This window comes from Streptomyces sp. NPDC055103 (assembly GCF_053607625.1).
The window spans coordinates 13,606-36,700 of sequence record NZ_JBSGTX010000080.1 but is presented as its reverse complement, the minus strand read 5'-3'; the positions used below and the strand labels follow the sequence as shown (position 1 = coordinate 36,700).

Genomic DNA, 23,095 nt, shown 5'->3' with positions numbered 1-23,095 from the left:
ACCGACGAAACCGTCCTGCCCACCGAACTCACCGCATAGCCTCAAAACGAGATCACCGAGTGGCCGTCGATACACCACTCCAGCGGACGTGACCTCGGGGGCAGCTTCCCGGAAGCGGTCGATGACTTCCCGGATTTCCCTAGGCGCCGGCATGAGTACCCAGCCGTCGATGTTGCGGGCTGCGGCGCGGAGAATCTGGCCCAGGGCCGCAGGCAGTCCCCAGGTTTCGTGGAGGGCCGTCTCCAGCTGTGGCCTCAAGTGAGAAATAGATACTCGTTCTTCCAGGTGGCAGCCGAAGTCGAGCAGTACCTCAAGGGCCTCTTGGATGTCATCGGTGGAGGGAGGCGTGGACTTCATCGCGCCACCTCCAGTAGGGGCAGGGGGAACGAGGAGGGCATCGTGCTCCTGTTGGTCAGGGGTGGGCGTGGTGGCGTGCCTTGGTCCGGGGCCGGGCGACGCGGACGGAGTTGCGGGCCCAGGTGGCGGCGCGGGCGGCGGTGATGCGCGCCTGCTGCCAGCTCCTGAGCTGTTCGGGAAGTACGGACACGGAGGTGACTCGGATGCGCTTGCTCGGCGGCACGTGCCCGCGCGGTCGCATCACCGGCTCGGGGGAGGCCAGAGCCTCGGTCAGACCCTGCAGCAGGTGCAGTGGGGTCGTCGGGGCGGCCTGCAGATTCCAGACCGCGCCGTGCTCGTTGCGGGCGCCGATCCACCAGTGCTGATCGGGTCCGGTACCGACGTACTGGACGAAGGCGTCCCGGGCGGGGCTGACGGCTGTGTACTCCTGGCCGGTGTCGGTGGACCAGCCGTGCTCGGAGAGCGGCGCCCACACGTTGGGGGCATGCGCGGAGCGCGCCTTGGTCAGCGCGTCGGTGAGGCCGGCGACGATCTCCACCGGCGTCTGCGCGGTGAACGTGACCTGCCAGGCCGGCTCGTGTCCTTGGGCGGCGCCGTGGATCTGCCAGCCACCCGGCGGCTGGTAGGCGACACGGATGGCCCCGTCGGGGGAGCCGAAGACGAGGGCGGCGGACGACCGGGGGGTGCTGTCCTTCCAGCCGGAGGCGCGCAGGTATTCGGTGATGTGCCGCAGGTCCCCGCCGCCAGCCAGGTAGCGGGGCTCGATGAGGTAGTGCTGCTGTGCGGCCTGCACGTCGCCCCAGCCAGACCACTTCTGTCGCTGTTTGCTCACCGGTGCCGCCCCCGGGCGACGAACGCGGTGGCCTTCGGCGGCGCGGAGGTGGATGCCTGTTTGCCGATCTCCTCGAAGACGTTCCGATGCTGGTCGAGGTCGCCTGAGACATTGGCCAGCGTGTTGCCGGCACGGCCGAAGGCCAGCCACGCCTCTGGCGGGAACAGTCCGTCCGCCGCGTGGTTCCGGGACGCCCGGCTGCAGTCAGTGACGAGGTCGGTCAGCTTGCGAAGGACACCGTCCTCCAGGTCCACGACCCGCGCCAGGATCTGCGCGGCCTGCCGAGCGTCTGCCTGCAGCAGATGGTTGGCGAGCTGGTCGAGGTGTCGGGTGATGGCGTCGAGGAGGGCGTCGTCGGTGACGGGCGGGTTCATGGCGTTCCAAGGGGATTGGCCCCGCGAGGCTGGTCAGCGGGTTCGGCGGGAGACGGGCGCAGCTGGACCGGAGGGCGGCGCCGGACGGGCAGGAAGACGGCTGGTCCCGCCCGCCTTGACCACCGCCGCGCGCAGGTAGCGGCGCAGGACGAAGACGGCGAGGCGAGGCCGGCGGACCGGATCGAGCGGAGGGACGGACGGGCGCGGGGTGCGGGCCTGCGTCACCGGTTGCGGACGGCCGCTCGGCCACCGGGCTGGGACGCCGGAAGGGCGACATCAGCCGCGGGGCGGGGGGCCGTTCGCAGCGCCACACTGATGCCGAGGCGGGCGAGACGGGCGCCGGCGGCCTGGACCGCGTAGCCCTGGGCGCGGGTGTCGTCGCCGGCCAGTACGTACGCGTTCGAGGCGGTCTCCCACACGAAGCCCTCGGCGAGCAGCACCTCGGACGCGGGCCGGGCGGTGGTCGTCGCCGCGAGGGAGCCGTCCTCCCGCCAGGTCATCACGACCCCTGTGCCGGGGCGGGAAGCGGGCTGCGGGGGGTTCATGACGGCGTGCCTGACCTGGGCGAGTGCGACCTCGTAGCGGGGTAGGAGGTCGGCGGTGACGGCGTGAGCGGCCCGTTCGGGATCGCCCGGCACGGTGATTCCGTCGGGCTCCCGGATCCCTTCGAACGCCTCGGCGGCGATCGATCCGGTCGGGGCGATGGCCGCCACCAGGAACTCGTCGTCGTGCAGCGGGCGGATCGTGACGTACAGGCGGGTGCCGTCCTGCCGGATCAGGTGGGCGTCCTCACGCAGGACGAACTCGGCGATGGCGCCGCTGACCAGGTTGAGGTCCCAGACGTCTTCGGCGTGCCGGAACTGGTCCTCGTCGCCTTGGTGCGGGTGGTACTCGACCATCCAGTTGCCGGGCAGGTTCTCGGCGAGGACAGTGGCGAACGATTCCAGGTCGCGGTCGTCGTCGGGGAGGGATCGGGGGAGGGACATGGGCTCCTCGATGAGGGGACAGGGGGGAAGGTCATCGGGTCCGTCCGAAGGCGGTAGACGTTGGTGGAGCCGGTGGCGGGGGGTGAGGCCCGCGACGGCCCGGGGGCGTGGCGCGGTCCGCGAGGGTGGCGCGCACGCTGCGCAACTCCGTTTCAAGGAGCTGCAGTTCGCGATCCGCCTCGCTGTGCAGGCGGGCGCCCCAGCGCGGATCTGCTGGTCCGCTGAACCGGTCGTACGCGTCGGCGAGCGCGTGCAGGACCAGACCGAGCGAGGCGACGATGCCGTCGTGCGTCGCAGTGAGCTCCGCGAGCTCGAAGGTGAGGTCGTCCACGGAGGCGGCCTCGCGGATCCGGTCGGCGAGGTTCTCGATGGCCCGGCCCGTCGTCACATAACGTGCCTCGGTGCCCTCCCAGGCGAACTCCGGAGAGGCGAGGACCCGGTACCCGGCGGCCTGGAGGCGCGCCACAGCCATACGGGCGACGGCCTGCTCTTCCTCCGGCGTGACCGTGGGGGACAGTCGGTGCCAGGTGGTCCCGTGCGTCTCCCGCAGGAAGAAGGAGCGCTCCAGGATGCCGTGTGCCAGACCGTCCCCGCCGCTCGCGGTGATCACGTCGGTCGTCAGGTCGCGAACGATGACCACCGTCTGCTCGGCGTCCGCGTCCGCCGTGCTCACCGTCGCACCGACGCGGCAGGCGTAGATGTCCGCGGAAGTGCGGACGCCGGGCTTGGGGTGGGCGGAGCGGGTGCGAGACGGGCAGCGATCTGTCCGAGCTGATCCTGCACCCCGTGGAGGCGGCGGGCCGCCCAGAACAGGTCCCGGCCGGCGGCGGCGGTCTCGTGGCCGGGCAGGGCGGCGGCCTGGCGGCCGACCTGCTCGACGAGCTGCCGCACCGCCGCGATCGGCCCGGCCTGTTCGGCGGCCAGCTGGTTCAGGATGCCTGCGAGCGGACTTGTTGCAGCCGGAGCGCGGGTCGGTGAAGCGGCGGTCTGCCGGGTCGCCGCGGGCGCCTTCTCCTGGACGGCGGGGTGTCCGGTGTGAAGAAGCAGGTCGGCTTCGATTCGGCGGGCTTCCGCCTCCAGGGCTTCGGCCAGGCGGCGGGGGGTGGTTGCCCAGGCGCCGTCGAGGCGGATGAGGTTGCCGATCAGGTCCATGCGGTTGGCCTTGTCCCGTACGGCGACCCAGCGGCAGGACCACTCGTCGCCGGGCGGAGCCAGGCCGGCCGTGCGCGCCAGCCGGTGGCCGACCTCGGACCACTCGGCCGGGGAGAGCTCTCGGTCCAGTGGATGCAGGCGCACGTATAGGTGGAGGATCGCGCGTCGGGAGCCGTCCGGGGCGGCGGCGAAGGGATGCTCGACCAGCGGATCGGCGAGGTGCTGGGCCCACTCCGGTGTCGTCCAGTACCGGCTCTCGTCGGTGTATCGGTCGAGCTGGTCCCAGTAGGCCACCACGGTGCCGCCGGGCTCGGTCGTGAGCCCCTCGTCCGCGCTGAGGGGACGACCGAGTGCATCGGCCAGGGCGTCGGCGGCTTCGAAGCCGTGCCGGTACAGGTGAATGATCATGTTCTCGCTGGGGGTGTCGGACTGACAGGTAGGGGGCGGAGGGATGTGGGCCTGTCCGGCTATCGGCCGGCGTCAGCGACGTGGACCAGCTGGTTGAGCGCGGTCACCGAGTACCAGCGGCAGTCGACCGGCTCCTCGCCGGTCCCGACGCGCGGTATCAGGTATTCGCGCAGGGCCTGCTGGTGCACGAGGCACTCGGGGCACCGGGTGGACAGGTGCACCATGTAGCGGGGATGGGCGGTGAGGTAGGAGCGGTGGCCGCCGTTCGGGTCGAGCAGCCGCCACCCGTTCTCGTCGGTCGGCGTGTGCCACGAGTCGGTGACCACCTTCATCGCGTCGCCCCACAGCCGCCCCTCGGCGGCCCCCTTGAAGATCACCACGTGCTCCCCGGGCCGGAAGTGCGCATGGGTGATGTCCCGCTTCGGGGTGAGCGGGTCGTGCGGCAGGTACACGGGACGGGTCTCAGGCACGGACGGTCCTTCCACGAGGTCGCGGGGCGGCGGTGGAAGACAAAGGGTCCGGAGAATCCCCGGTTTCGGAAACCGGGGATCCGCCGCTATATTGCGCGCTGCGTGCCTACCGGAACGGGTTCTCCGTGGGCCGGTCCCGGTCGCTCGCGGCCTCCACGAGTTCCGGCAGATCCACGCCGTCGGCGTCCCGCTGGTCCACCCACCACCCGGCCCGGGTCAGCAGCCGGACCTGCTCCTCCAGCTGCGCCCAGTCGGCTTCGTCCCAGCTGCCTTCGGTGACGAGCGCCTCGTACGCACTGGCCACGAGCTGGTGCCGGCAGCGCTCGCCCCAGCCGAGAATCTTCTCGGTACCCTCCAGTCCGGGCATGTCGAACTGGGTGGCCCACGCCGCCGCGGCGGCCTGTTCCTCGGCGCGCTTGGCGGCCAGCCACTCCGCGGTGCTCGCGGCATCGGCCCGATGCTCGGCTCGCCAGCACTCGGTGCACTTACGCTCCCCGAGCCACCGGGCGTACCCGGCGCGCTGGTCGGCCGACCGGGTCGACATGTCGTAGGGGACGGCGTGTCCACAGCTGTGGACGACCTCGAAGGACGTGGGCACGGCCATGAAGATCTCCTTGGGTTCGAGAAGGGAAAGAGGGAAGGGGGTGTCAGGCGGGACGGGCCGAAGCCCTCCCCGCGCGGTGCGCGGGAACACGGCGGTGCCGACCGCGGCGTGCGCGGGTGCCGGGTACGTAGATCCAGCTCCACGCCGCGGCGAGCACGGCGATGGTGAGCGCCGCTCCGGCGGCGGGGAGGCCGGCGCCGAGCTGGGGATGGGTGGTGAGTTGGCCGGCGAAGGCCGTCCCCGTGGCCTGGCCGATGCCGATGGCGGCGATCAGCCACGCGTACGCCTCGGTGACAGTGCCGGCTGGGGCGAGCGCGTCCACGGTGAGGAAGGCGCTGGTCACCAGGGCCGGGAGGGCCAGACCCGGCAGGGCGGACACGGCGACGGCCGCTGCCGGGCCCGGGCTCAGCAGCAGGGGGAGCCAGCACACGGCGAAGGCGGCGGAACCTACAACGAGCTGAGCGGTGAGACTGCCCGGCCACACCCGTCGGCTGTAGGGCGTGCCGCCGAGGAGGCTGCCGACGGACAGCGCCGCCGGCAGGAGTCCCAGCAGCAGAGCGCTCTCGCTCCGCTCGGCAAGCGCGACGGCCCAGACCGTGTGGGCACCGAGCGCGACGCCGGTCCCGGTCATGGCGACGAGCAGAGCGACCAGCCCGAGCGAGCGCAGGGGCCCGAGAAGCCCGGACGACGCGGCCGTACCGGGGCGCCAGCTCCGGGACGGGGCGGCGCTCAGGACGACCGCCGCCCCAACCAGGCCGAGCACGGCTGTCGCGGCCATGGCGGTGTCCGGTCCGGCGAACGTCGTGATGGCGGCGACCAGCGGGGGCCCCGCGATGAAGATCAGCCCCTGCGAGCCGGTGTCCAGGGCGAGCGCGGCGCGCTGCTGCTGAGGATCGGGCAGCACGCTCGGCCACAGGGCTCGAAGGTTGGCCTCGGCCGGCGGGGTGGAGATGCCGGCGAGGACCACCAGGGCGATGAACAGCGGCGTCTGCGTGGTCGAGTCGACACGGGGCATTGCCAGCATCGCCAGACCGGTGACGCCGGTAGCCGTCCAGGTCACGGCCGTCTGCCCGTGCCGGTCCACGACCCGGCCGAGTGCCGGCTGCCCGAGCGCGGAGGCCAGCCCGTACGCCGCACACGTCAGGGCGGCCGTGGACGTGGCCCCGCCCTGGTCGGCGACCAGCAGGAGGAGTACGACCGGCACCATGCCCGTCGGGAGCCGCGCGACCATGGTGCCGACCAGCAGCCGGGCCACGTACGGCTCGCCCAGAACCGGTCCCGACGTCCGCGCGGTCGTCACCTGCTCATCCCCGGCCGGCGCCCTTGATGTGGCGGCCCGGGCGGGAGGGGGGCAGGTGCCGACGGTGTGACCGAGGAGGCGGTGAAGTCCGGGTCGAGGGACTGCACCAGGTCGACGAGCAGTGTGCCCTGCTGTAGCCAGCGCTCCAGGAGCTGAACAGCTCCTTCCTCGTCCTGCGCGCTGCCTTCGGTCAGGGCTGCGCCGGCCCCGCGGAGGAGATCGTCCAGAGCCTTCGGCAGCGGACCGTACACGCCTTGACGTAGATGATGGTCGAGGCCGTACCAGTGTTGGCAGAGGTCCTCGTTCAACGCCCAGACGCGGGGCAGGGCGCCGCTTGTCCGGGCCGACCGGATCTGATCAAGGACGCGTCCTAGGAGCCGGAAGTGGGCCTGCGCCAGGGCGTGTTCGAAGGAAGGCAGGAGTGTCTCCGTGACCTTCTTCAGGACGCCGGCGACATGGGGTGCGATGACGCTGACCGGCGCCACCGTCCCCAGAGAGGCGAACTGCGCTTCCGGGGCGAGGGCGCCGACGACGATCTGACCGTCCCACAGGCGCCGCAGCACCGCCAGTTCGAGGCCGTTCTCCGAGCGGAGGAAGGCCACTGCCGATACCTGCTCCGAGTACGACTGCATGACGTAGGACAGCGATCCCCCCAGGGAGTCCCAGAGAAAGTTCAGGCGGCTACGTGAATCCGAGGGTGAGAGAAGGCAGTTGCCGACCTCCACCGTCCAGGAGTCATCAAGGCCGGCAGCGATGCCTCGCCCGATGTCGCCGATGAACGTCTCGGGGGTGGTGGTCACTGTGATGTCGAACCGGTGCGCGTTCGTGTAGAGCGTGTCGAGTGCCTTCTGCACACCGTCGAGGTCGGACATCGGAAGGACGTGGATTCCCTCGTCGGCCGACTCGAAGTGCGCGAGGTCAAGGGCGATGACGGCCCAGTCGACACCTGGCCCGCTAGGGAGGGCGACGATGCCGTCGTCAGGGCTTGAGTGCAGAGTGATGTGGGCGGTAGGGGACACGGGTGTTCTCCGGAAGGCGGCGCGTCAGCGGCGCCGCGACGGAGCCGCGCGCAGGGCGGGAGCGCGGCGATGAGGCGGGGTGGGGGGAGGGGGGGAGCTGAGGCTGGAGTCGAGGAGGACGGGGTATCGCGCGGTGCGGAGCATGTCGGCGGCCCACTGGGCGCGGTCGTTCTCCCAGGTCTCGCCCATGTCGAACGGGAGACGGATCCAGGGGCCTCTCAGCGTCGGCTGGGCCAGGAAGCCGGCCCGCAGGAGCAGTTCCATGGCGAGCGAGTCGACGGGGCCGGTGACTTCCACTTCGCCGCCGCGCTCACGGACGATGCGAATCGAGGCGTCGTCCACGGGTCACCGCCCCCGCGAGACAGCAGCGCGAACCGGTCCGGCGGCGGGGATGGGCGCCGTTGTCGCGGGCGCGGTCGTGAGGGGGCGCTGAGGGGAACGGCTGGCTGCCGCCGCTGCGATGCGGGCCCGGCGCTCGGTCAGCCCGTTGCCTCGCGTGGGAGAGGGTGGGGCGGACTGGGCGGGGTCGAGGCTGTAGTTGGCCTGGACGGCGAATCCGGCTTGGCGGAGATCGTGTACGGCTTGTCGTCCTCGTCGCCACGGATCGTGGTCCTGGCGGGTGAGGCGGTACAGATCAGCGGTGCCGGGCACGAGCTCGAACTGCTCGCGCGTCAGGTACCAGTTGGCCAGATGCGGCGTGATCTCTGTTGTCGGTCGGGCTACGACACCGAGGTCGGGGTCGAGACCGAAGTGGAAATGGGGGACATGGGGCATGTACGTCCTCGGAGTGGGAGGGGAGGAAGACGAGGGGGGTCACCGGCCGCGACCGGAGGTGGTCGGGGCTGCGAGGGCTCGGGGAGTCGAGGCGAGCGCCCTGCGGGAGTCGGCCGCGGACGGGGGTGGCAGGGTGGCCCGGGCGTGCTTCAGGAGTACGGGGGCGTCGGCGAGCCATCGGCGTACGTCGTCGGCCGACGCAGGGGGCAGCGGGACTGGTGCCCTGAATACAGAGGGCCGGTCGCCTCGCCCCGGCCGGAGCAGAGCGTCCAGCCGGTCCAGCGCCTCGGCATCCTCCCGGTCCGGGGCGGTGGCCCACCAGACTCGGTCGAGGAGGTGCGCCGCGTGGGGGCGAAGCCGGCGGAGCACGGCCGTCGAGCTCTCGGCGTGGCCGTCACCGGCAGAGCGCCGCAGGTCTTCCAGACGTCCGTGCCCGCTCTCGACCTCCGCCAACAGGCGCTTGTGCACCGCGTGCTCATAGCGGGGAAGAAAGCTGGTCGTCACCTGGGCGGCGGCGAGCCTCGGGTATTTGGGCAACCCGATGGCCGGCGGAGCGAACGGATTGTCGTAGTTGTCGTCGAAGGTGCTGCTCGCGCACGCGCCGAGCAGGTAGCGACCTGTGGCGCCAGGCTGTGATCAGGAGCAGTTCCGCGCCGGTCGAGCTGGTGAGGACAGCGCCGTACGGGACGCGGCAGCGCTCCATTACCTCGGTGAGCTGACCGCTGTCCCACAGCAGAGGGAGCCAGTCCTCCTGCCACACAGGGTGGGCGTAGATCTCGACCTTCGCTGTCCAGTCGCCGGGCAGGCAGCGCGCCAGCTTCTGGGCGTAGTCCCCCAGATACGGGTTGGAGCTGGTGGTCAGTGCGACCCGATAGAGCTTGGCGGCCTGGGCCAGCGCGGGCATCACGTCCCGCATCGTGGTGAGGTCGCGCAGGACGTGGAAGCCCGCCTTCTGTTTCTCGAATGCGCCTGTCGAGCGGAGGGCGGTGTGTCCGTGGGAGTACTTGTCGCCCACGGGGATGGCGACCAGGCCCTCCTTGGCGCTGACGCAGAGGATGATCTCGGCGTCCGGCCGTGCCTGCGGCAGTGCGGTGCCGGCCATGTTCACGCTGCCCTGGCGGCGGCGAAGGCGTTGCGCAGGGCGTGGCCGTAGGCGTGGGCGTGCTGTCGGGCGGCGAGCTCCAGCTCGTCGTACTGTTCGTTCTGTGTCATCTGCCCTTCGTGCTTGCGGTACTTGTAGACGGGCAGGGGCAGCAGGACGCCGGGGGCCAGGTTGGTGACGCCGACGGCGGCCATGTAGTCCTCGCCCTGGACGAGGCCGCCCATGCCGCCGGCCGCGCGTACGAGGCGGGTGCGGGCCAGGATCGTCGTGGGCCCGATCGGGATCGAGTCCTGCGGGAGCGGCCAGTACGTGACCACGTCGCCGGCGGCGTGGAAACCGGGTGGGGTGGGGCACTCCCACACGCGGGTGGTGCCGTCCGGCAGCCAGTCCGCGCTGTACCCGGCGACCCACCCGAGGCGGTCGGTGACTGCGGCCAGCCGTACACCCAGGCTCCAGTCGGGGAAGACGTCATCGTCGTCGGCCCAGTTCACGAACTCGGTGTTCACGAGGTTCAGGCCGAGGTTGCGGGCGCACGCGGCGCCGACTGGACGGGGAAGAGGGAGAACCCGTACCCGCGGGTCGACGGCGATCGGGGCAGGCACGTTCTCGGGCGGGGCGCCGTCGAGGACGAGCACGGCCTCCCACGGAACGTTCTGGCGGGTCAGGCTGGCGTGCATCTCCTCCAGGTAGAGCAGGCGGTCGGGGCGGAGCTGGGTGGCGATGACGACGGTGATCTGCGGGGCGGACAGGGATGGGCTCCTGGATTCGGGGTCAGCGGGTGACGCGGGTCTTGACCGGTACTGGCAGGGGGCTGACCGCCGGGACGACCTTCAGCGCGGGGCGGGCTGGCCGGACGGGTACGGGCCGGTCACGGCCCCACAGCGACGGGGTGCCCTGGAAGCGCGCGAGCGGAGATGTCTCCCAGCTTACGATCGGGCCTCCGTGGTCGTCCCAGGTCAGGGCGATGACCTCGATGCCGTGGTCGTGCAGGATGTAGCCCCATTCGAGGCCGTCGGCGTTGGCCTGCGTGATGGTGATGGGCTCGGCCGGCTCGCCGGAGAGGGTGACGATGTCGTCGAGGGGACGGCTGGGGAAGCGCTCCGCGTGCGGATCGATCTGGTTCAGCACGTGCTCGGGGGCGCCCTCCAGCAGGTCCATGCCGAGCCCCGACCAGTCGTGCGGGGCGTCGACGAGATGACGGCGAAGGGCTTCGAGGTCGCCGGCGAAGCGGTACTGCAGAGCACCGAGCAGCAGCGGGAGCTGGTTCTCGGGGTAGCCGTCGAAGTGGCAGTAACGGCCGGCGTACCGGCTTCCGGTCGAGGGGTCGGTGGGGCGAGCGATGAAGGAACGGGTTGACAAGTTCAGCCTTCAGAAGGGTGTTAGCGGCTGGGCTTAGGGCCGGAGGACGGCGCCTCAGGCGGGAGGCCCGGTGCGGGCTTCGACCCCGGTTGTGTAGGAGCGGGGTCGTACGTCGCCCGGAGCGCGGCGAGGTCGGCTGCCTCGGCGTCCCAGAGCGTGGACACGAGGCGGTTGGCCGCCTCCATCACCTTCCGGGACGGGGAGTCGGCTTCCGACTTCCCATACCGGCCGTTCCAGTCGGCGATGTCTGACAGGACCTGGCCCATCGACTCCAGCACGGGCCTGCAGGCTTCGATCAGGTGTCTGGTGACCGCACTGACCTCGGCGATTGTCCGGGCCTCGTTGAGTGCGACGCGATATGCGGCGGTGTCGAGAGGGACAGGCGAGCCAGTCGGCAGAGGACGCTCGGCGAGGTACGCCTCGGCGTCACGACGAGCCCATCGCAGGAGGTCGCCCTCCGTCGCCATGCCGAAGTGCGCGGCGATGATCTGTTCGGTGCTGCGACCGATGTTGTCGTAGTGCTCGTAATCGGGGTGCAGGGGAACTCCAGGAGAAGGGGTCAATGCATACGGGAATCGGTGTCGAAAAGGTCCAATTCGGCTGCGTGCAGCTGATGTTGGACGACGAAGCTGCGTCCGGCGACCTTCCAGAGGCCGCGGCCCCGGCTGAGGTGGGACAGGGCTCCGGCTTCTACGGAGGTCAGGCCGAGGAGGCTGGAGGCGGCGGCGAGCTGGTCGGTCTCCTGGCGGTAGATCACGCGCGTGCTGCAGTCGGCGAGCAGGCCCTCGGCCAGGGCGCGGCTCTGGCTGCCGGCGTCGCCGGCGGAGAGCAGGTCGGACAGGCGGTGGATCACCATCAGGTTCGCGATGCCCAGGCCGCGGGAGAGCTTCCACTGGCCCTGCATGCGCATGAGGAGGGCAGGGTGGCGCAGCACGCGCCACGCCTCGTCGTAGACCACCCAGCGCCGTCCGCCGCCGGGGTCGGTGAGGGCGGCTTCCATCCACGCGGAGGCGCAGGTCATGGCGAGGACGAGCGCGGTGTCGTCGCTGCCGCCGAGGCGGGAGAGGTCGACGGTGAGCATCGGCCGGTAGGGGTCGAAGACCGTGGTCGACGGGGCGTCGAACATGCCCGCCAGGTCGCCGAAGACCAGGCGGCGCATGGCGTGGGCGAGGTCGCGGGCGGCATCTCCGAGGCGTCCGGAGAGCAGGCCGCCGGCCAGTTCGAGGCCGGGACCGTCGGCCAGGGCGTGGGCGACGTCGCCGAGGAGAGGCTCGCGGCTGGCGGCGGCGGCCCGGGCGACGGCGCTGTCGAGCGCGATGTCGAGGGCCGTGTGCTCCATGGGCAGCAGATCGCGGCCCAGGACGGTGCGGGCCAGGGAAGCAAGCAGGAGCAGACGGCGAGTGCGGACCTCTCCCGCCCATTCGGTCTGTGGGACCGAGGAGGGCCGGGGTGCGGCGTCGAGGGGGTTGAGGCGGCCGGGCAGGCCCGGGCCGAGCGCGATGGACTCGCCGCCCAAGGCCCGGGCGACGTCCGACCATTCGCCCTTGGGGTCACACGGGACGTAGACGCGGTAGCCGAAGGCGATGCTGCGCAGGGCCAGGCTCTTGGCCAGGGCGGACTTGCCCTGGCCGATCACCCCGGCGAGCAGCACGTTGGGGTTGGTGAAGCCCTCGACGCGCCCGTACAGGGAGAACGGGTCGAAGGTGAAGCTGCCTTCGGCGTGGAGGTCCTTGCCGATGTAGATGCCGTCGGCGCCCAGGCCGCCTTCGGCGAGGAAGGGGTAGGCGGCGCTGGCGACGGCGGTGGTCATACGGTGCGCGGGGAGCTTGAGGCGGTTGCCGCGGGCGGAGGCGGGACCGGGACGTCCGGTGGGTGGGTAGAACGGCGCGGGGAAGGCTGCTTCCCCGGACTGCTGGTCGGGTCCGGTGCCGGCGGCGGTGCGGGCCCGGGCTTCTGCGCGGGCGGTCTGCTTGCGCAGAGCCCGGCGCTGGGCGCGGTCGATGCCATGCGGGGTGAACAGGGGAGTGGCGCTGGCGCGGCGGTGGGACAAGGGACGCTTCCAGTAGGACGGTTCAGGACGCGAGGTCGGCGGCGGTGGTCTTGCGCCGGATCGCGTGGACGGCGGCGAGGTGCCGCTGGCAGATGGTGAGGAAGGGCGGTCCCTCGGGAAGCCGGTCGGGCTGGCACTTCTCGTCCTCCGTGGCCGCAGGGACCAGGTGGAAGGCCGCGTGGACGGAGTCGGCGGCCTGCCACACGCGGGCGTGGGCCGTGGCCAGGTGACGTCCGGCTGCCGGGCGCTCGGGGCGGGTCTGCTCGGCGGCCTGGTCGATGAGGCGGTGCAGGGCGGTGAGATGGGCGTGGAGCGCGTCAAGTTGGGGCCGGTCGCTGGGCTGGGCCTGGCCGGTCGCGCTCTGGGCGCGGGTGTGGTGGCGCAGCCCGGCGGTGGCGGCCCGCAGGTAGGGGTACGCGTCACCGTCGAGGGCGTCGCGGCGGTCATCAGGGGACATGGGCTTCTCGCGGGGAAGGAGGACGCCGTCGGGCGGCAGGGCGGGCTACAGGGTGCTGCGGGCGAGCGGGAGGGCCGCGGTGATGAAGGCGTCGGCCTGCTGGTAGATCAGGCGCCGCAGGTCGACCTGGGCGTCGGCGGCGGCCGTCTCGATCTGGGTGCAGGCGGCGTCGAGGTCCTGGTCGGTGTCGGCGGAGACGGTGAGCAGTCCGGTGAGGGCGACGTCGGCGTGGCCGGAGATGAGCTGCTTCTCGCGGGTCTTCACGTCGGCGTACTCGACGCTGTCGGCTTCGGAGTCGACCTGTCCTCGGCGCTGGCGCTCGGAGGCGTCCGCGATGATCGCGGCCTTGCGGCGCTGGACGTCCCGCAGAGCGGAGTCGATGCCCTGGGGCGCGTAGATGAGGGAGAAGGTGCGGCGGACGCCGGCGCTGAACATCAGGCTGTGCAGGAAGCCCGGGCTTGTCTCGGTCCGCGGCCAGTTTTCGATCCAGAAGGTGGCGTGCCGGGCGCTGTCGGTGACCAGCCGGTCGGCCTCCTCGACCTGGGCGACCGGTCCGGCGGCGGCAGGGTCGGCCTCTGCCTGGCCGGTGGCGGACCACTGCTGCAGGTGCGCGGTGGACGCCGGGTCGTACGCGGTGCGCAGCACGGCGGCGATCTCCTGGGGCCCCAGCCATCCGGAGACGGTCAGGCCCGCGTTGCGGGCGGCCTGGGCGACCGAGGAGGTGGTCTGTTCCATGACGGTGAAGGCGCCGGCGAGGCCGCCGCCGGCCTGGCTGATCAGGCGCTTGGCGGCCTTCAGGTCCAGGGCGATGGCGAGGTACGCCTCGTGCGGGGCGGCGGCAGGTCCGGCCGAAGCGAGGAGTTCGGTGTAGATCTGGCCGGCGATCGGGGCATGGGGGTTGCCGTGCTCGGTCCAGTGCCGGGTGAGGCTGTCGCCGGAGTTCGGCACGGTCCGCTCCAGGACCTGCACGGTCGAGATGCGTCCGGTGCGGGCGATGCCGGCGAGAGCCCGGCCCCACGCGGATACGTTGGCTGTCTGGGTGGCCGGGTCGAGCAGTGCGAAGGCGCGGGAGCTGACGCGGGCGACGGCGGTCAGGGTCTGGGTGTGGGGGTCGTGGACGGCGGCGGCCCCGGAGTCGGCGGTGGCGACGCGCAGGGATGCGGCGGTGCCGGGCAGGTGCAGCAGCCCCTCCACTCGGGGCCGGGAGACGGGGCGGGCGCGCCACAGGGTCTGGCCGGTCCGTCGGCGGTGGGCGAAGCGTCCGGCGAGCGGCGCCCAGTCGATCAGGGAGCGGCCGTCGCGCCGTACGCCGACCAGGACGGCGGTGGTGAGCCACAGCGGAGCCAGGACGACGGCGCCGAGCAGGCCCGCGGTCACCACGGTGGCCAGCAGCATGGCGAGGGTCGAGGAGACCAGGACGAGCTGGGGGAGGGTCAGGCCGAGGAGGATGCCGCGACGCGACCGGGTAGGGAATTTGACGGTGAGAACGGAGGACACGATCGCTTCCGGGAGGGAGGAGCCGGGGCAGGGCGGGGAGGGTCCCCTGCCCCCGGCGGCGGGTGTACGGGAGGAGCGGCTACGGGCCCGGCGGCGGGCCGGCGGGTGCGGAGTCGCTGCTCGCGGCCCCGTGAGCGGGCGGCATCGCAGCCGAGCTGTTGCCGAGCTCACCGCTCTGCTGTCCCGCGGGGGCGGCTTCGCTGCCGGCCCAGTTCCCGCTCCAGCTCGGAGGGGTGCCCTCCTGGCCGTCGGGCGTGCCGCCGCCCTGGGACTGAGGCGAGATCGTCTGCTGGAGCAGGTCCTGCAGACGGCTCTCCGAGTCGCCCTTGGAGCCTTCGCTCTGCATGCCAGTGCCGGTCGCGGGGTTGGCGGCGATGTCACCGGGGAACCCGCCACCGCCGGCCTGGGCACCTCCTGCCGCGCCGGCTCCGGCGGCGGCGCCGCCCGTGCCGGCGGTCGCCGCTGCGGCTGCTGCCTTACGGCCGGCGTTCTCGGCGTGCTGGCGGGCCACTGAGGCTCCTGCGCCACCGGCGCGGTGGATGGATTCGCCATCGGTGCCCTCGGACGCCCAGTGGACGAACTTGAAGACCATGTACGGGCACAGCAGCACGAGCAGCATGATCACCATGCCTGCCGCGACGTCCGCCAGGGCGGCGAGGCCGTCCTTGCTATCGGCTTCGCCGAGCGCGGAGATGCCGAGGACGAAGACGATCGTCATCAGAAGCTTGGAGACGACGAGCGTGGCGGTGGCTTCGATCCAGCCGCGGCGCCACCGGCGGGCGACCTCCCAGCCGCCGCCCGCTCCCGCGAACACGGCCAAGGTGACCATGACAAGGATGCCGACCTTCCGGACCATCATCACGCACCAGAACAGGAACGCTCCCGCGGCCGAGGCGAGCGCGGCGATGACCGCGACGAGCCACCCGAGTCCCGCGACGGCACCGATCTGCGAGACCCGGACGATCCGGCGTACGGCGGAGGCGATGTCCGTGCCGGCCGCAGCGAACAGTCCGGCGGAGAGCGCGTCGACGACTTCGATTGCCACGGTGGTGAAGGTGATCGCGCAGCACGCGAACAGAACGCCCGAGGCGGTGCCGGTGAGGGCCTGGACGAGGGCTTGGCCGTCGCGTTTGATCGCGGCTTTCACGAGCTGGGCGCAGAACGTCGCGACGAGCAGGACGAGACCGATGGGCAGGATCGTCGCGTAGTTGTCGCGGAACCAGCTCGCGCCGAGGTCGATGGCGGTGGTGCGGTCGATGGCCTTGGCAGCCAGGTCGGCCGCCGCGGCGGCGAGGTCGCCGGCGCTCTGCACCATCCAGTTTCCGATCGCGCCGACGGGGTCGGAGGTGAATTCGATCGCGTCGCCGATGGCGCAGATCGAACCGGCGACGGGCAGGTCACAGAAGCCCACGTCGGGCGTCCTTTCGGGTCAGGAGATGCAGGAGAGAGTTACGGGGCGACGCGCGGGGCGACGGCGACCAAGCGGCAGTCCGCGCTGGGCCGACACTGGACGGCCAGGGTGATCTGGCGGTCCTCGGCTCCCGATCCGCCACCGGTCCAGGCCAGCCGGGTCTTGCCGCGTACGGTGACGGCGTAGATGTACGCCTCGGTGATCGCGGCGGGATCGTCGGCGATGGCCTGCTTGAACGCGCTGGGGAAGAACGCCGTGTTCGTCGTGGCTGTGGCGTGCTGGCCGTTGTCCTTCAGCCGCGACCACAGCACCGGATCGGGGATCTGGGCCTGCACGGAGTCCCAGTCCGCGTATGCGGATTCGGACGTCAGCCAGGACTTCATCCCGGCGAACTGCTCGGCGTGGCTGGTGGTCCGGGCGTCGAAGGACCACAACATCGTCGCCGCCGCCCGGGCGAAGACGAGCGGGTCGGAGACCGGAGGCGGCCCGGCCACCGACGCCGCCGGTAGGTCGTTCGGAAGAGGAGCCGAACCGACGGCGCCAGCAGTGGGCGAGGCGGTGTTGCGCGGCTGCGGCGCGGCGTTGACCGTCTTGCTGCTGCCGGTCCACCAGGAGACCACACCGGCCACGAGCAGCAGCGTGATCAGTGCGCCGGCGGCGATGGCGGCTCGGCGTGAGGGACGCCAGCCGACGCTGGGAGAGAGGGAACGTTTCCCCATTACTGGACCTGGGATCCGAGGGCGGAGAAGAAGGTGACGATGCCGTTGGCGGCGCCGAGCCCGAGGGCGGCACCGGCGGCCACCACGGCGCCCTTCTTGCCGGTGGCCTCGGCCTGGTGGCCGCCGGTGTGGTGACCCCAGGCCCACACGCCGAGGCTGACGGCGAGCGCGCCGACCACGGCCACGATGCCGAAAAGATTGATGCTGTTCACGACGGTGCGCAGGACTTCGAGGCCCGGTAGGCCGCCGCCCTTCGGGGAAACGCCGGGGTCGAAGGCGAGCAGGAGATGGTCGTACGGGAGGGCGGTGAAGGTGGTGGGGGAGATGGTCGTGCGCTCCTTGTGCGGGCAGGGCTCAACGGCCCGTGCCGGGGAACGGGAGAAGAGGGAAGGAGGGGAGAAGCGCTCGGCGGCGCGAAGTTGGCCCGGCCCGCCCGGCGCCTCGAAAGGGCTGGCCGGGCGGGGCCGGTGTCAGAGGACCCGGCGCGCGCTGTGGGCGGCGTAGTCGGTGAGGGTGCTGAACCGGACGTTGCGGTCGGTGCGGGGGGCCTCGATGACGAGCCCGTGGCCCGCGTACAGACCGACGTGCTCTGGGGCGGACTTGGTCCCGCGGCTGAACACGAGGTCTCCCGGGCGGAGCTGAGTGAGGGGGACGGCTCTGCCTTCGTGCGCCTGGGTCTGGGAGACCCGGGTGAGAGCGACGCCGGCGGCCTTGTACGACTGCTGGGTCAGGGAGCTGCAGTCGCAGCGCCTGAGCGGGTCTTGGCCGTGCGCGTCCGTGCAGGACCCGCCCCACTGATAGGGCGTGCCGAGTTGGTGCATGGCCCAGTCAAGGGCGGTCTTCGCGCGAGGATCGGCGTCCGCGGGGATCGTGTATCCCTTCGGGACCGTGCCTTCGGGGATCGGACCGGTGGCGGCACCGCCGGTCTGCGGCTCGCACGAGTCGGCCGGCTGCTGGGCCGGTGTTCCGCCTGCGGAACCGTCGGGCGCGTGGAGTGCGGTCACCAGCGCCTGCTGCAGGGCACGAGCGAGGGGCTCCCACTGGGCGTAGGCGTCCGGGAAGCCGGAGCGCTGTACCGCCTGCGCGGCCTGGGTGATGGTCATCTGCTGCCAGCCGGAGACCTTCAGCAGGCCCTCGTAGAACTTCCTGCTGGCGTAGGCGGGGTCGCGGATCTGAGTGGGAGTTCCCCAGCCCTGGCTTGGGCGCTGCTGGAACAGACCGAGCGAGTCACGGTCGCCGTACGACAAGTTGCGCAGCCGGGACTCCTGGATCGCGGTGGCCAGCGCGACGACCTGGCCGCGTTCGGGAACGCCGAGGTCGATGCCGGTGGCGACGATGGTGCGGGCGTGCGGGATCTGTTCGTCGGGCAGTTCGAGGCCCTCGATACGCGAGCCCTTGGCGCCGGAACCACCGAGGACGGCGGCGACCTGCTGCTGTACAGCGGCGGCGTCGACCGGGGCGGTGGTGCAGGACGGCACTGTCACGGCCGAGGATCCGCCGGCGGCGGCGACAACGGCCGTGCCGGCGAGGAGAAGAGGGGGAAGGCAGAGCGCGCCGATCGCGGCGGCCCCCTTCACTCGCGGGCGGTCTCCGGGCGGAGGTCAGCGAAGCGGTCGCATGGGGAGGGGAAGGGGCGGGACAGGGACACGGCGAGTCCTTCGGGGAGGGCTCCGGCCGCACGGTGCGCGAGAGGAAGGGCCGTGGGGCCGGAGCGGTGGTGCGAGAGCGGGCTGGCCGGGGTGCGTGTTGGCTCACGCACCCCGTCAGGCGGGGGTGTTACGGACGGAACATCAGCGGGACCTCCATGGAGCGGGGAGGGAAGACGAGGAGTTCGGGTGGGGTCAGCAGGGGCGGTACATGACGGCCTCCGTCTCAGGTCAGTGGTGCTGGGGAGGGAAGGGCGAACAGCGCGGCGCGGAGCGCGTGCGGGGTCACGGACGGAACACAAGGGCCTCCTGGGCAGGAGTGGGGAGAGGGGGAGGGCGCCATCGGCGGTGTCCGCCGGGCAATGACAAGACAGTAAACCCGGATCCCCGGTCACCGAAATCGCCAACCGGAATCGGAGCGCTTTTCCTGGCTCTTCGGCGGTGATGCTTCTCAACCGGGGATCGTGCCCTAGAGTTTCGGCCTCCCCCTTTGCGCCCGGTCGAACTCGGCTTCTGCCGCCGGGCCTGCCATCAGGGGACCCTCCTTCCGTTTCTCCTCCGAATTGGGGCACCCTCATGTCTTTTTCCCTGCACCACGGTGACGCGCTGAGCGTCCTGTCGACGCTGCCCGACGGCTGCGCCGACTCCGTCATCACCGACCCGCCGTACAACTCGGGTGGCCGGACCGCGCAGGAGCGCACGAGCCGTTCGGCCCGGCAGAAGTACGTCTCCGCGGACGCCAAGCACGTCCTGCCGGACTTCACGGGCGAGAACATGGACCAGCGCAGTTACACGCTCTGGCTGACGCAGATCATGACCGAGGCGCACCGGGCCACGAAGACCGGCGGGACGGCGCTGCTGTTCACCGACTGGCGCCAGCTCCCGGCGACCACAGATGCCCTCCAGGCCGCCGGCTGGCTGTGGCTGGGCGTCCTGACCTGGCACAAGCCGCAGGCCAGGCCCCAGAAGGGCAAGTTCCGGCAGGACTGCGAGTTCATCGTCTGGGGAGCGAAGGGCCGGGTCAACGCCGCCGCGAACCCCGTCTACCTGCCCGGCCTCTACAGCGCCTCGCAGCCCTCGGGCAAGGACCGCAAGCACATCACCCAGAAGCCCGTCTCGGTGATGCGCGAGCTCGTCAAGATCGCCCCGCCCGGCGGCACGGTCCTGGACTTCTGCGCCGGATCCGGCTCCACCGGCGTGGCCGCTCTGCTCGAAGGACGGCAGTTCATCGGCATCGAGAAGACCGAGGAGTACGCGTCCGTCGCCACCGAGCGCCTGTCGGAGACCCTGCGAGAGACCGCATCCCAGGAGGACTTCGTCCTCGGCGCCTGAACGGAAGGGCGCAATATAGCGGCCGATCCCCGGTTTTCGAAACCGGGGATTCTCCGGACCATCGGAGCCACTGAGTCAACGGCTCCGGCTGCAAGGAGATCCTTTTCGTGTCCGAATTCACCGAGTCCCCCGACGGCGGGGAATTGGAGCCCGTCCGTGTTCCGGAGCCGGACCTCGAATCGATCGAGGTGTCCGTCCGGAAACTCCTCGATCGCTCGGCCGAACAAGCGCGGGTCATCGACCGTCTCGCCGCCACCCCGCCGACCGATCCGCGGTCGGCGGGCATGCCGTTCGCCGGCTTCCCCGGCATGCCGGCCTTCACCCCGCCACCGGACCCCAAGCCGATCCTGGAGCTGGAAGGCAACGAGTTCGAGGACGAGCTGGCCGTGTTGAGCGACTGGGTCGACGACGTCCTGATGGACGTCTACGGCGCCGAGATCACCACCGCCGCTCCCTGGTGCCCCGAGTGGCAGGAGCACCTCGACGTCGTGGCGTGGCTGCACGCCTTGTGGATGGCCTACCAGCAGCACAAGGAGCCGGACGCCGGCGCGTCCGGGATGTTCGTCTGGCACCGCGACTTCCTCACCCACGCCATGGCCCACGTCCGCTCACCCGGCGGGCCGCTCAGCGCCTGCCAGACGGACCCGGAGCGTCCCGAGCACCGGCTCCTCCGTGGTCCCGGCCCGTCGACAAGGACCCTCGCCCGCGATGCCCGATCGCGGCAGGAGAACGGTGACGCGCCCTCGACCGAAGCCGGCCCCGCGTCATGACGGCTGACCCCCGCCCTGCCTACGGGCTGTCGTTCAACCCCGGCGCCCTCACGGACCTGCGTGCCCTGCCGCAGGACATCCGGGACCGGGCACTCGACCTGATCGAGGGCGTCGTCCGGGCCCGGATCACCGGCCCTGAACTCGCCTACGAGCTGCGCGAGTACCGCAAGCTCTACCTCGGCGCCGGCGCCGAATGGCGGATCGTCTACCGCCTACAGAAGGCCCCGCCCAGCTCTCAGCACACCGTCGAGGCGCACATCGTCGCCGTCCGGCCCCGCGCCCGGCACGAGGTGTACGACGTCGTCCGCGCCCGCGTGAACCGGCCGCGCCCACCCGCGGGCCCTCGTGTCCACGCGGCCCGCACCATCCCGCCTCAGCTGCAGAGCAACGCTCCCCAGCCTGCGGCCAGGGCCGCCACGACTGCTTCGCCGGCGCCGCCGTGGCGACCGGCGGACCTGTTCACCTCGCCCACGCACCACAACGACCCCAAAGGACCTCAGCGTTGACCATCCGAAGCCCGTTCCTCCGCCTCCTTGGCGCCCTCCTGGACGACGACCTCACGGACGCCCGCACGCCCGCGCCGAACCCGCACCACCAGGCCCTCCTGGACGCGAAGGCACGCCAGGACGACCTCGAACGTGAACTGCTCGACATCGTCAACGGGCCGAGGCCGGTCACCGAAGGTGAGGTCGACGACGAGATCGAGGACATCGCGGCCATCCTCAAGGATCTGATCGCAGCAGGGCGGGAGGTGGACCGCCTGCTGGGCGACGACACCTGCTCGGCACCGGCCGCACCGGTCGAGACCGACCCGGGCGGGGCCGCCCCTCAGCTGGACCCGTGCTGCTTCCCTCGTCGTCCTCTCGGCGGAGAGTGCATCGCGGCTGCCTGTCTGGCCGTCTTCTCCGCGTACGGCTCCCCGGACGCCCTGGCCTCCGCCGACCTCGTCGACGGACTTCGGACTTTGCCGGGTGTGGCCGAGGGCCGCTGGCCGTACGCGTCCCTCACACAGGCCAGGCTGGCCACACTGCTGCGCCCGTACGAGGTCTCCAGCCGCGACATCACCCTCCCCGACGGCCGACGCCGCAAGTCCTACCGGCGCACGGCCCTCCTCGCCGTCCTCTGCTCGGACTGCGCAGGCTTCTGGCAGACCCGGTGACAGCTACACCCCGCACCACGGCCCCGACAGCCCTGGACGGACCGATCGAGCAAGCCGTCGGAGACCCGGCCGGCCTGCACCACGATCACCACGCCGGGCTGCTCTCGAAAGACCGCACCGCCCTGGCGTCCGCCCACCGCGCCCTCGGGGTCGCCGAGACCGCGGTCGCCTACCACCGCAACGTGCTGATGCAGCTGTCCTCCGGCGCGCACGTCGTCGACGACGCCCTGCTCGACCGGATGCGGCGGACCCTACGGGACCTCGCCCAGGCCGTTGACGACCGGGACGAGAAGCAACTCCGTGCCGCTGCTGCCCTGGAGAGGGTCCGAGCCTCCGCCCCGCCTACGCCCGCGATCAGCACCGACCTCACCGCGCACGACCTGGCCGCCCTGCTCTCGCTCGCCGCCGGCGGAACCGTCCGCGAGCACCTGCACACCCACCGGGTCTCCGTGCGGACGACCCAGGGCCGTCTCGTGGACTACATGGCCTTCCAGCGCCTCGAACACCACGGCCTCGTCGCGAGAGACACCTCCCGCGACCTGATCGTCGGCCAGCCCGCCACCCTCACCGACGCCGGCCGCTCCACCCTCGTCGGCTCCCGCCACCCCGCACAACAGCAGCCTGCCGCGCCCGTACGTCCCGCCGGCGCCTGGCCAGTTCCGGCGCGCAGCCGCTGAATCACCGCCCGCCGCCCAACGGCGGACGGCCCCGAGGCCACCAGCCTCGCCGCCGGCGGACGCTCTGCCCGCCCGGCAGCCCCGCCTTCCCTCATCCCCAGAACCCTCAAGGAGTTCCTCCGTGCGTTTCACCCGTGCTGCCCTGTGCGCCGTCGCCCTCGCCACCGCCGCTGTCCCGGTCGCAGCCTCCGCGGCCACCGCCGCGACCACCACAGCCCCTGCGGCCACGCCGCTCGTCCGTGCCTGCGACCTCCCCGGTCCGTGGACCATCGGCACCAGCGCCGTCAAGATCCGCAAGAGCCCCACGACCAGCTCCACCGCCGTGGGCGTCCTCTACAAGGGCCACCGCTTCACCGTCCACTCCTCCCGGAGCGGCTGGCACTACATCACCGACCTCACCACCGGCGTGAAGGGCTGGGTCTCCGGCACCTACGTCTACCGCGACGTCCGCATGTGCCTCGACTGATCCCCCAACCGGGCGCTGCCCGACCTTCCGGCCACCCCCGTCCGGCACCCGCGTGACTCGTCGCACCGCGTCGTGGGGCCCCCCCCCGCGCCGGGGCCCCCCCGCGGGGGCGCCCCCCCCCCCCCGCCCCCCCCAGCCCACCCCAACAGCACCCCCACCACCCCCCCCCCCCCC

At 71.8% G+C, this 23,095-nt stretch carries 30 protein-coding genes; 6 read left to right on the top strand and 24 right to left on the bottom strand.

Translation table 11 applies throughout. From position 1 onward, the window contains the following. The 24 genes from ACWFR1_RS34675 to ACWFR1_RS34560 all read right to left on the bottom strand — a co-directional run. On the bottom strand, positions 1-357 hold a 357-nt coding region (locus ACWFR1_RS34675), incomplete at its 3' end, for a hypothetical protein (RefSeq protein ID WP_453558437.1). Between the two features lie 55 nt (positions 358-412). Then, positions 413-1,189 carry a DUF317 domain-containing protein gene (locus ACWFR1_RS34670; protein WP_453558434.1) on the bottom strand — a complete coding sequence of 259 codons (777 nt, stop codon included), beginning with the start codon at positions 1,187-1,189 and terminating at the stop codon, positions 413-415. After that, positions 1,186-1,563 carry a hypothetical protein gene (locus ACWFR1_RS34665; RefSeq protein WP_453558431.1) on the bottom strand — a complete coding sequence of 126 codons (378 nt, stop codon included), beginning with the start codon at positions 1,561-1,563 and terminating at the stop codon, positions 1,186-1,188. The genes ACWFR1_RS34670 and ACWFR1_RS34665 overlap by 4 nt, the downstream gene beginning before the upstream one ends. A 221-nt stretch (positions 1,564-1,784) precedes the next feature. Continuing rightward, positions 1,785-2,549, bottom strand: coding sequence for a hypothetical protein (locus ACWFR1_RS34660; RefSeq protein ID WP_453558428.1), 765 nt, complete (start codon positions 2,547-2,549; stop codon positions 1,785-1,787). Positions 2,550-2,580: 31 nt separating this feature from the next. Then, positions 2,581-3,222, bottom strand: a complete 642-nt coding sequence (locus ACWFR1_RS34655) for a hypothetical protein (protein WP_453558425.1) — start codon at positions 3,220-3,222, stop codon at positions 2,581-2,583. Beyond that, positions 3,219-4,109: a relaxase/mobilization nuclease gene (locus ACWFR1_RS34650; RefSeq protein ID WP_453558423.1), complete on the bottom strand. Its 891-nt coding sequence runs from the start codon at positions 4,107-4,109 to the stop codon at positions 3,219-3,221. The genes ACWFR1_RS34655 and ACWFR1_RS34650 overlap by 4 nt, the downstream gene beginning before the upstream one ends. 59 nt (positions 4,110-4,168) lie before the next feature. Next, positions 4,169-4,579, bottom strand: a complete 411-nt coding sequence (locus tag ACWFR1_RS34645; protein ID WP_453558421.1) for a hypothetical protein — start codon at positions 4,577-4,579, stop codon at positions 4,169-4,171. A gap of 106 nt (positions 4,580-4,685) precedes the next feature. After that, positions 4,686-5,183, bottom strand: coding sequence for a hypothetical protein (locus ACWFR1_RS34640; protein WP_453558418.1), 498 nt, complete (start codon positions 5,181-5,183; stop codon positions 4,686-4,688). Between the two features lie 43 nt (positions 5,184-5,226). After that, a complete protein-coding gene (locus ACWFR1_RS34635) occupies positions 5,227-6,483 on the bottom strand; it encodes an MFS transporter (RefSeq protein ID WP_453558416.1) in 1,257 nt (418 codons plus the stop codon). Further along, the gene (locus ACWFR1_RS34630; protein ID WP_453558411.1) at positions 6,480-7,502 is read right to left on the bottom strand and encodes a hypothetical protein; all 1,023 of its coding nucleotides are present in this window, start codon (positions 7,500-7,502) and stop codon (positions 6,480-6,482) included. Before ACWFR1_RS34630 ends, ACWFR1_RS34635 begins: the two co-directional genes overlap by 4 nt. 24 nt (positions 7,503-7,526) lie before the next feature. Further along, positions 7,527-7,844: a hypothetical protein gene (locus ACWFR1_RS34625; RefSeq protein ID WP_453558409.1), complete on the bottom strand. Its 318-nt coding sequence runs from the start codon at positions 7,842-7,844 to the stop codon at positions 7,527-7,529. Positions 7,845-7,847: 3 nt separating this feature from the next. Beyond that, complete coding sequence (locus ACWFR1_RS34620) at positions 7,848-8,276, bottom strand: hypothetical protein (RefSeq protein ID WP_453558407.1); 429 nt, start codon at positions 8,274-8,276, stop codon at positions 7,848-7,850. Positions 8,277-8,315: 39 nt separating this feature from the next. Beyond that, a complete protein-coding gene (locus ACWFR1_RS34615) occupies positions 8,316-8,744 on the bottom strand; it encodes a hypothetical protein (protein WP_453558404.1) in 429 nt (142 codons plus the stop codon). A 7-nt stretch (positions 8,745-8,751) separates the two neighbouring features. Next, complete coding sequence (locus ACWFR1_RS34610) at positions 8,752-9,378, bottom strand: hypothetical protein (RefSeq protein ID WP_453558402.1); 627 nt, start codon at positions 9,376-9,378, stop codon at positions 8,752-8,754. Between the two features lie 2 nt (positions 9,379-9,380). After that, entirely contained in the window at positions 9,381-10,112 is a 732-nt protein-coding gene (locus tag ACWFR1_RS34605; RefSeq protein ID WP_453558443.1) for a glycosyltransferase family 2 protein, read from the bottom strand. A 37-nt stretch (positions 10,113-10,149) separates the two neighbouring features. Beyond that, positions 10,150-10,737, bottom strand: a complete 588-nt coding sequence (locus ACWFR1_RS34600) for a hypothetical protein (protein ID WP_453558399.1) — start codon at positions 10,735-10,737, stop codon at positions 10,150-10,152. Between the two features lie 20 nt (positions 10,738-10,757). After that, positions 10,758-11,300 (bottom strand): hypothetical protein, encoded by a 543-nt coding sequence (locus ACWFR1_RS34595; protein ID WP_453558397.1) that lies wholly within the window; start codon positions 11,298-11,300, stop codon positions 10,758-10,760. Further along, on the bottom strand, positions 11,297-12,787 hold the full coding sequence (locus tag ACWFR1_RS34590) for an ATP-binding protein (RefSeq protein WP_376394925.1): 1,491 nt from the start codon (positions 12,785-12,787) through the stop codon (positions 11,297-11,299). Before ACWFR1_RS34590 ends, ACWFR1_RS34595 begins: the two co-directional genes overlap by 4 nt. 22 nt (positions 12,788-12,809) lie before the next feature. After that, the gene (locus ACWFR1_RS34585) at positions 12,810-13,244 is read right to left on the bottom strand and encodes a DUF6238 family protein (RefSeq protein ID WP_391094516.1); all 435 of its coding nucleotides are present in this window, start codon (positions 13,242-13,244) and stop codon (positions 12,810-12,812) included. Between the two features lie 45 nt (positions 13,245-13,289). Then, complete coding sequence (locus ACWFR1_RS34580) at positions 13,290-14,741, bottom strand: SCO6880 family protein (protein WP_453558391.1); 1,452 nt, start codon at positions 14,739-14,741, stop codon at positions 13,290-13,292. A gap of 79 nt (positions 14,742-14,820) precedes the next feature. After that, entirely contained in the window at positions 14,821-16,152 is a 1,332-nt protein-coding gene (locus ACWFR1_RS34575) for an SCO6881 family protein (RefSeq protein ID WP_453558378.1), read from the bottom strand. Positions 16,153-16,190: 38 nt separating this feature from the next. After that, positions 16,191-16,871 (bottom strand): hypothetical protein, encoded by a 681-nt coding sequence (locus tag ACWFR1_RS34570; protein ID WP_453558375.1) that lies wholly within the window; start codon positions 16,869-16,871, stop codon positions 16,191-16,193. Further along, positions 16,871-17,155, bottom strand: coding sequence for a DUF6112 family protein (locus ACWFR1_RS34565; protein ID WP_453558440.1), 285 nt, complete (start codon positions 17,153-17,155; stop codon positions 16,871-16,873). Before ACWFR1_RS34565 ends, ACWFR1_RS34570 begins: the two co-directional genes overlap by 1 nt. Positions 17,156-17,341: 186 nt before the next feature. After that, entirely contained in the window at positions 17,342-18,448 is a 1,107-nt protein-coding gene (locus ACWFR1_RS34560; protein ID WP_453558372.1) for a C40 family peptidase, read from the bottom strand. Between the two features lie 645 nt (positions 18,449-19,093). Here ACWFR1_RS34560 and ACWFR1_RS34555 point away from each other — a divergent pair. The 6 genes from ACWFR1_RS34555 to ACWFR1_RS34530 all read left to right on the top strand — a co-directional run bounded on the left by ACWFR1_RS34555 (position 19,094) and on the right by ACWFR1_RS34530 (position 22,921). After that, on the top strand, positions 19,094-19,849 hold the full coding sequence (locus tag ACWFR1_RS34555; RefSeq protein ID WP_376394939.1) for a DNA-methyltransferase: 756 nt from the start codon (positions 19,094-19,096) through the stop codon (positions 19,847-19,849). Positions 19,850-19,956: 107 nt separating this feature from the next. After that, complete coding sequence (locus ACWFR1_RS34550; RefSeq protein WP_391094523.1) at positions 19,957-20,619, top strand: DUF4913 domain-containing protein; 663 nt, start codon at positions 19,957-19,959, stop codon at positions 20,617-20,619. Beyond that, positions 20,616-21,125 carry a hypothetical protein gene (locus ACWFR1_RS34545; RefSeq protein WP_376425037.1) on the top strand — a complete coding sequence of 170 codons (510 nt, stop codon included), beginning with the start codon at positions 20,616-20,618 and terminating at the stop codon, positions 21,123-21,125. The genes ACWFR1_RS34550 and ACWFR1_RS34545 overlap by 4 nt, the downstream gene beginning before the upstream one ends. Beyond that, positions 21,122-21,778, top strand: a complete 657-nt coding sequence (locus ACWFR1_RS34540) for a DUF3631 domain-containing protein (RefSeq protein WP_453558368.1) — start codon at positions 21,122-21,124, stop codon at positions 21,776-21,778. The genes ACWFR1_RS34545 and ACWFR1_RS34540 overlap by 4 nt, the downstream gene beginning before the upstream one ends. Then, positions 21,775-22,455 carry a hypothetical protein gene (locus ACWFR1_RS34535; protein ID WP_453558364.1) on the top strand — a complete coding sequence of 227 codons (681 nt, stop codon included), beginning with the start codon at positions 21,775-21,777 and terminating at the stop codon, positions 22,453-22,455. The genes ACWFR1_RS34540 and ACWFR1_RS34535 overlap by 4 nt, the downstream gene beginning before the upstream one ends. A 121-nt stretch (positions 22,456-22,576) precedes the next feature. After that, positions 22,577-22,921, top strand: coding sequence for an SH3 domain-containing protein (locus ACWFR1_RS34530; protein ID WP_364294556.1), 345 nt, complete (start codon positions 22,577-22,579; stop codon positions 22,919-22,921). The last annotated feature ends 174 nt before the right edge of the window (positions 22,922-23,095 follow it).

Excerpts from the sequence above, each read along its gene's own strand:
- ACWFR1_RS34585 (WP_391094516.1), bottom strand. The coding sequence starts at position 13,244 with ATGTCCCCTGATGACCGCCGCGACGCCCTCGACGGTGACGCGTACCCC.
- ACWFR1_RS34545 (WP_376425037.1), top strand. The coding sequence starts at position 20,616 with ATGACGGCTGACCCCCGCCCTGCCTACGGGCTGTCGTTCAACCCCGGC.
- ACWFR1_RS34660 (WP_453558428.1), bottom strand. The coding sequence starts at position 2,549 with ATGTCCCTCCCCCGATCCCTCCCCGACGACGACCGCGACCTGGAATCG.
- ACWFR1_RS34555 (WP_376394939.1), top strand. The coding sequence starts at position 19,094 with ATGTCTTTTTCCCTGCACCACGGTGACGCGCTGAGCGTCCTGTCGACG.
- ACWFR1_RS34640 (WP_453558418.1), bottom strand. The coding sequence starts at position 5,183 with ATGGCCGTGCCCACGTCCTTCGAGGTCGTCCACAGCTGTGGACACGCC.
- ACWFR1_RS34570 (WP_453558375.1), bottom strand. The coding sequence starts at position 16,871 with ATGGGGAAACGTTCCCTCTCTCCCAGCGTCGGCTGGCGTCCCTCACGC.
- ACWFR1_RS34610 (WP_453558402.1), bottom strand. The coding sequence starts at position 9,378 with ATGGCCGGCACCGCACTGCCGCAGGCACGGCCGGACGCCGAGATCATC.
- ACWFR1_RS34620 (WP_453558407.1), bottom strand. The coding sequence starts at position 8,276 with ATGCCCCATGTCCCCCATTTCCACTTCGGTCTCGACCCCGACCTCGGT.
- ACWFR1_RS34650 (WP_453558423.1), bottom strand. The coding sequence starts at position 4,109 with ATGATCATTCACCTGTACCGGCACGGCTTCGAAGCCGCCGACGCCCTG.
- ACWFR1_RS34665 (WP_453558431.1), bottom strand. The coding sequence starts at position 1,563 with ATGAACCCGCCCGTCACCGACGACGCCCTCCTCGACGCCATCACCCGA.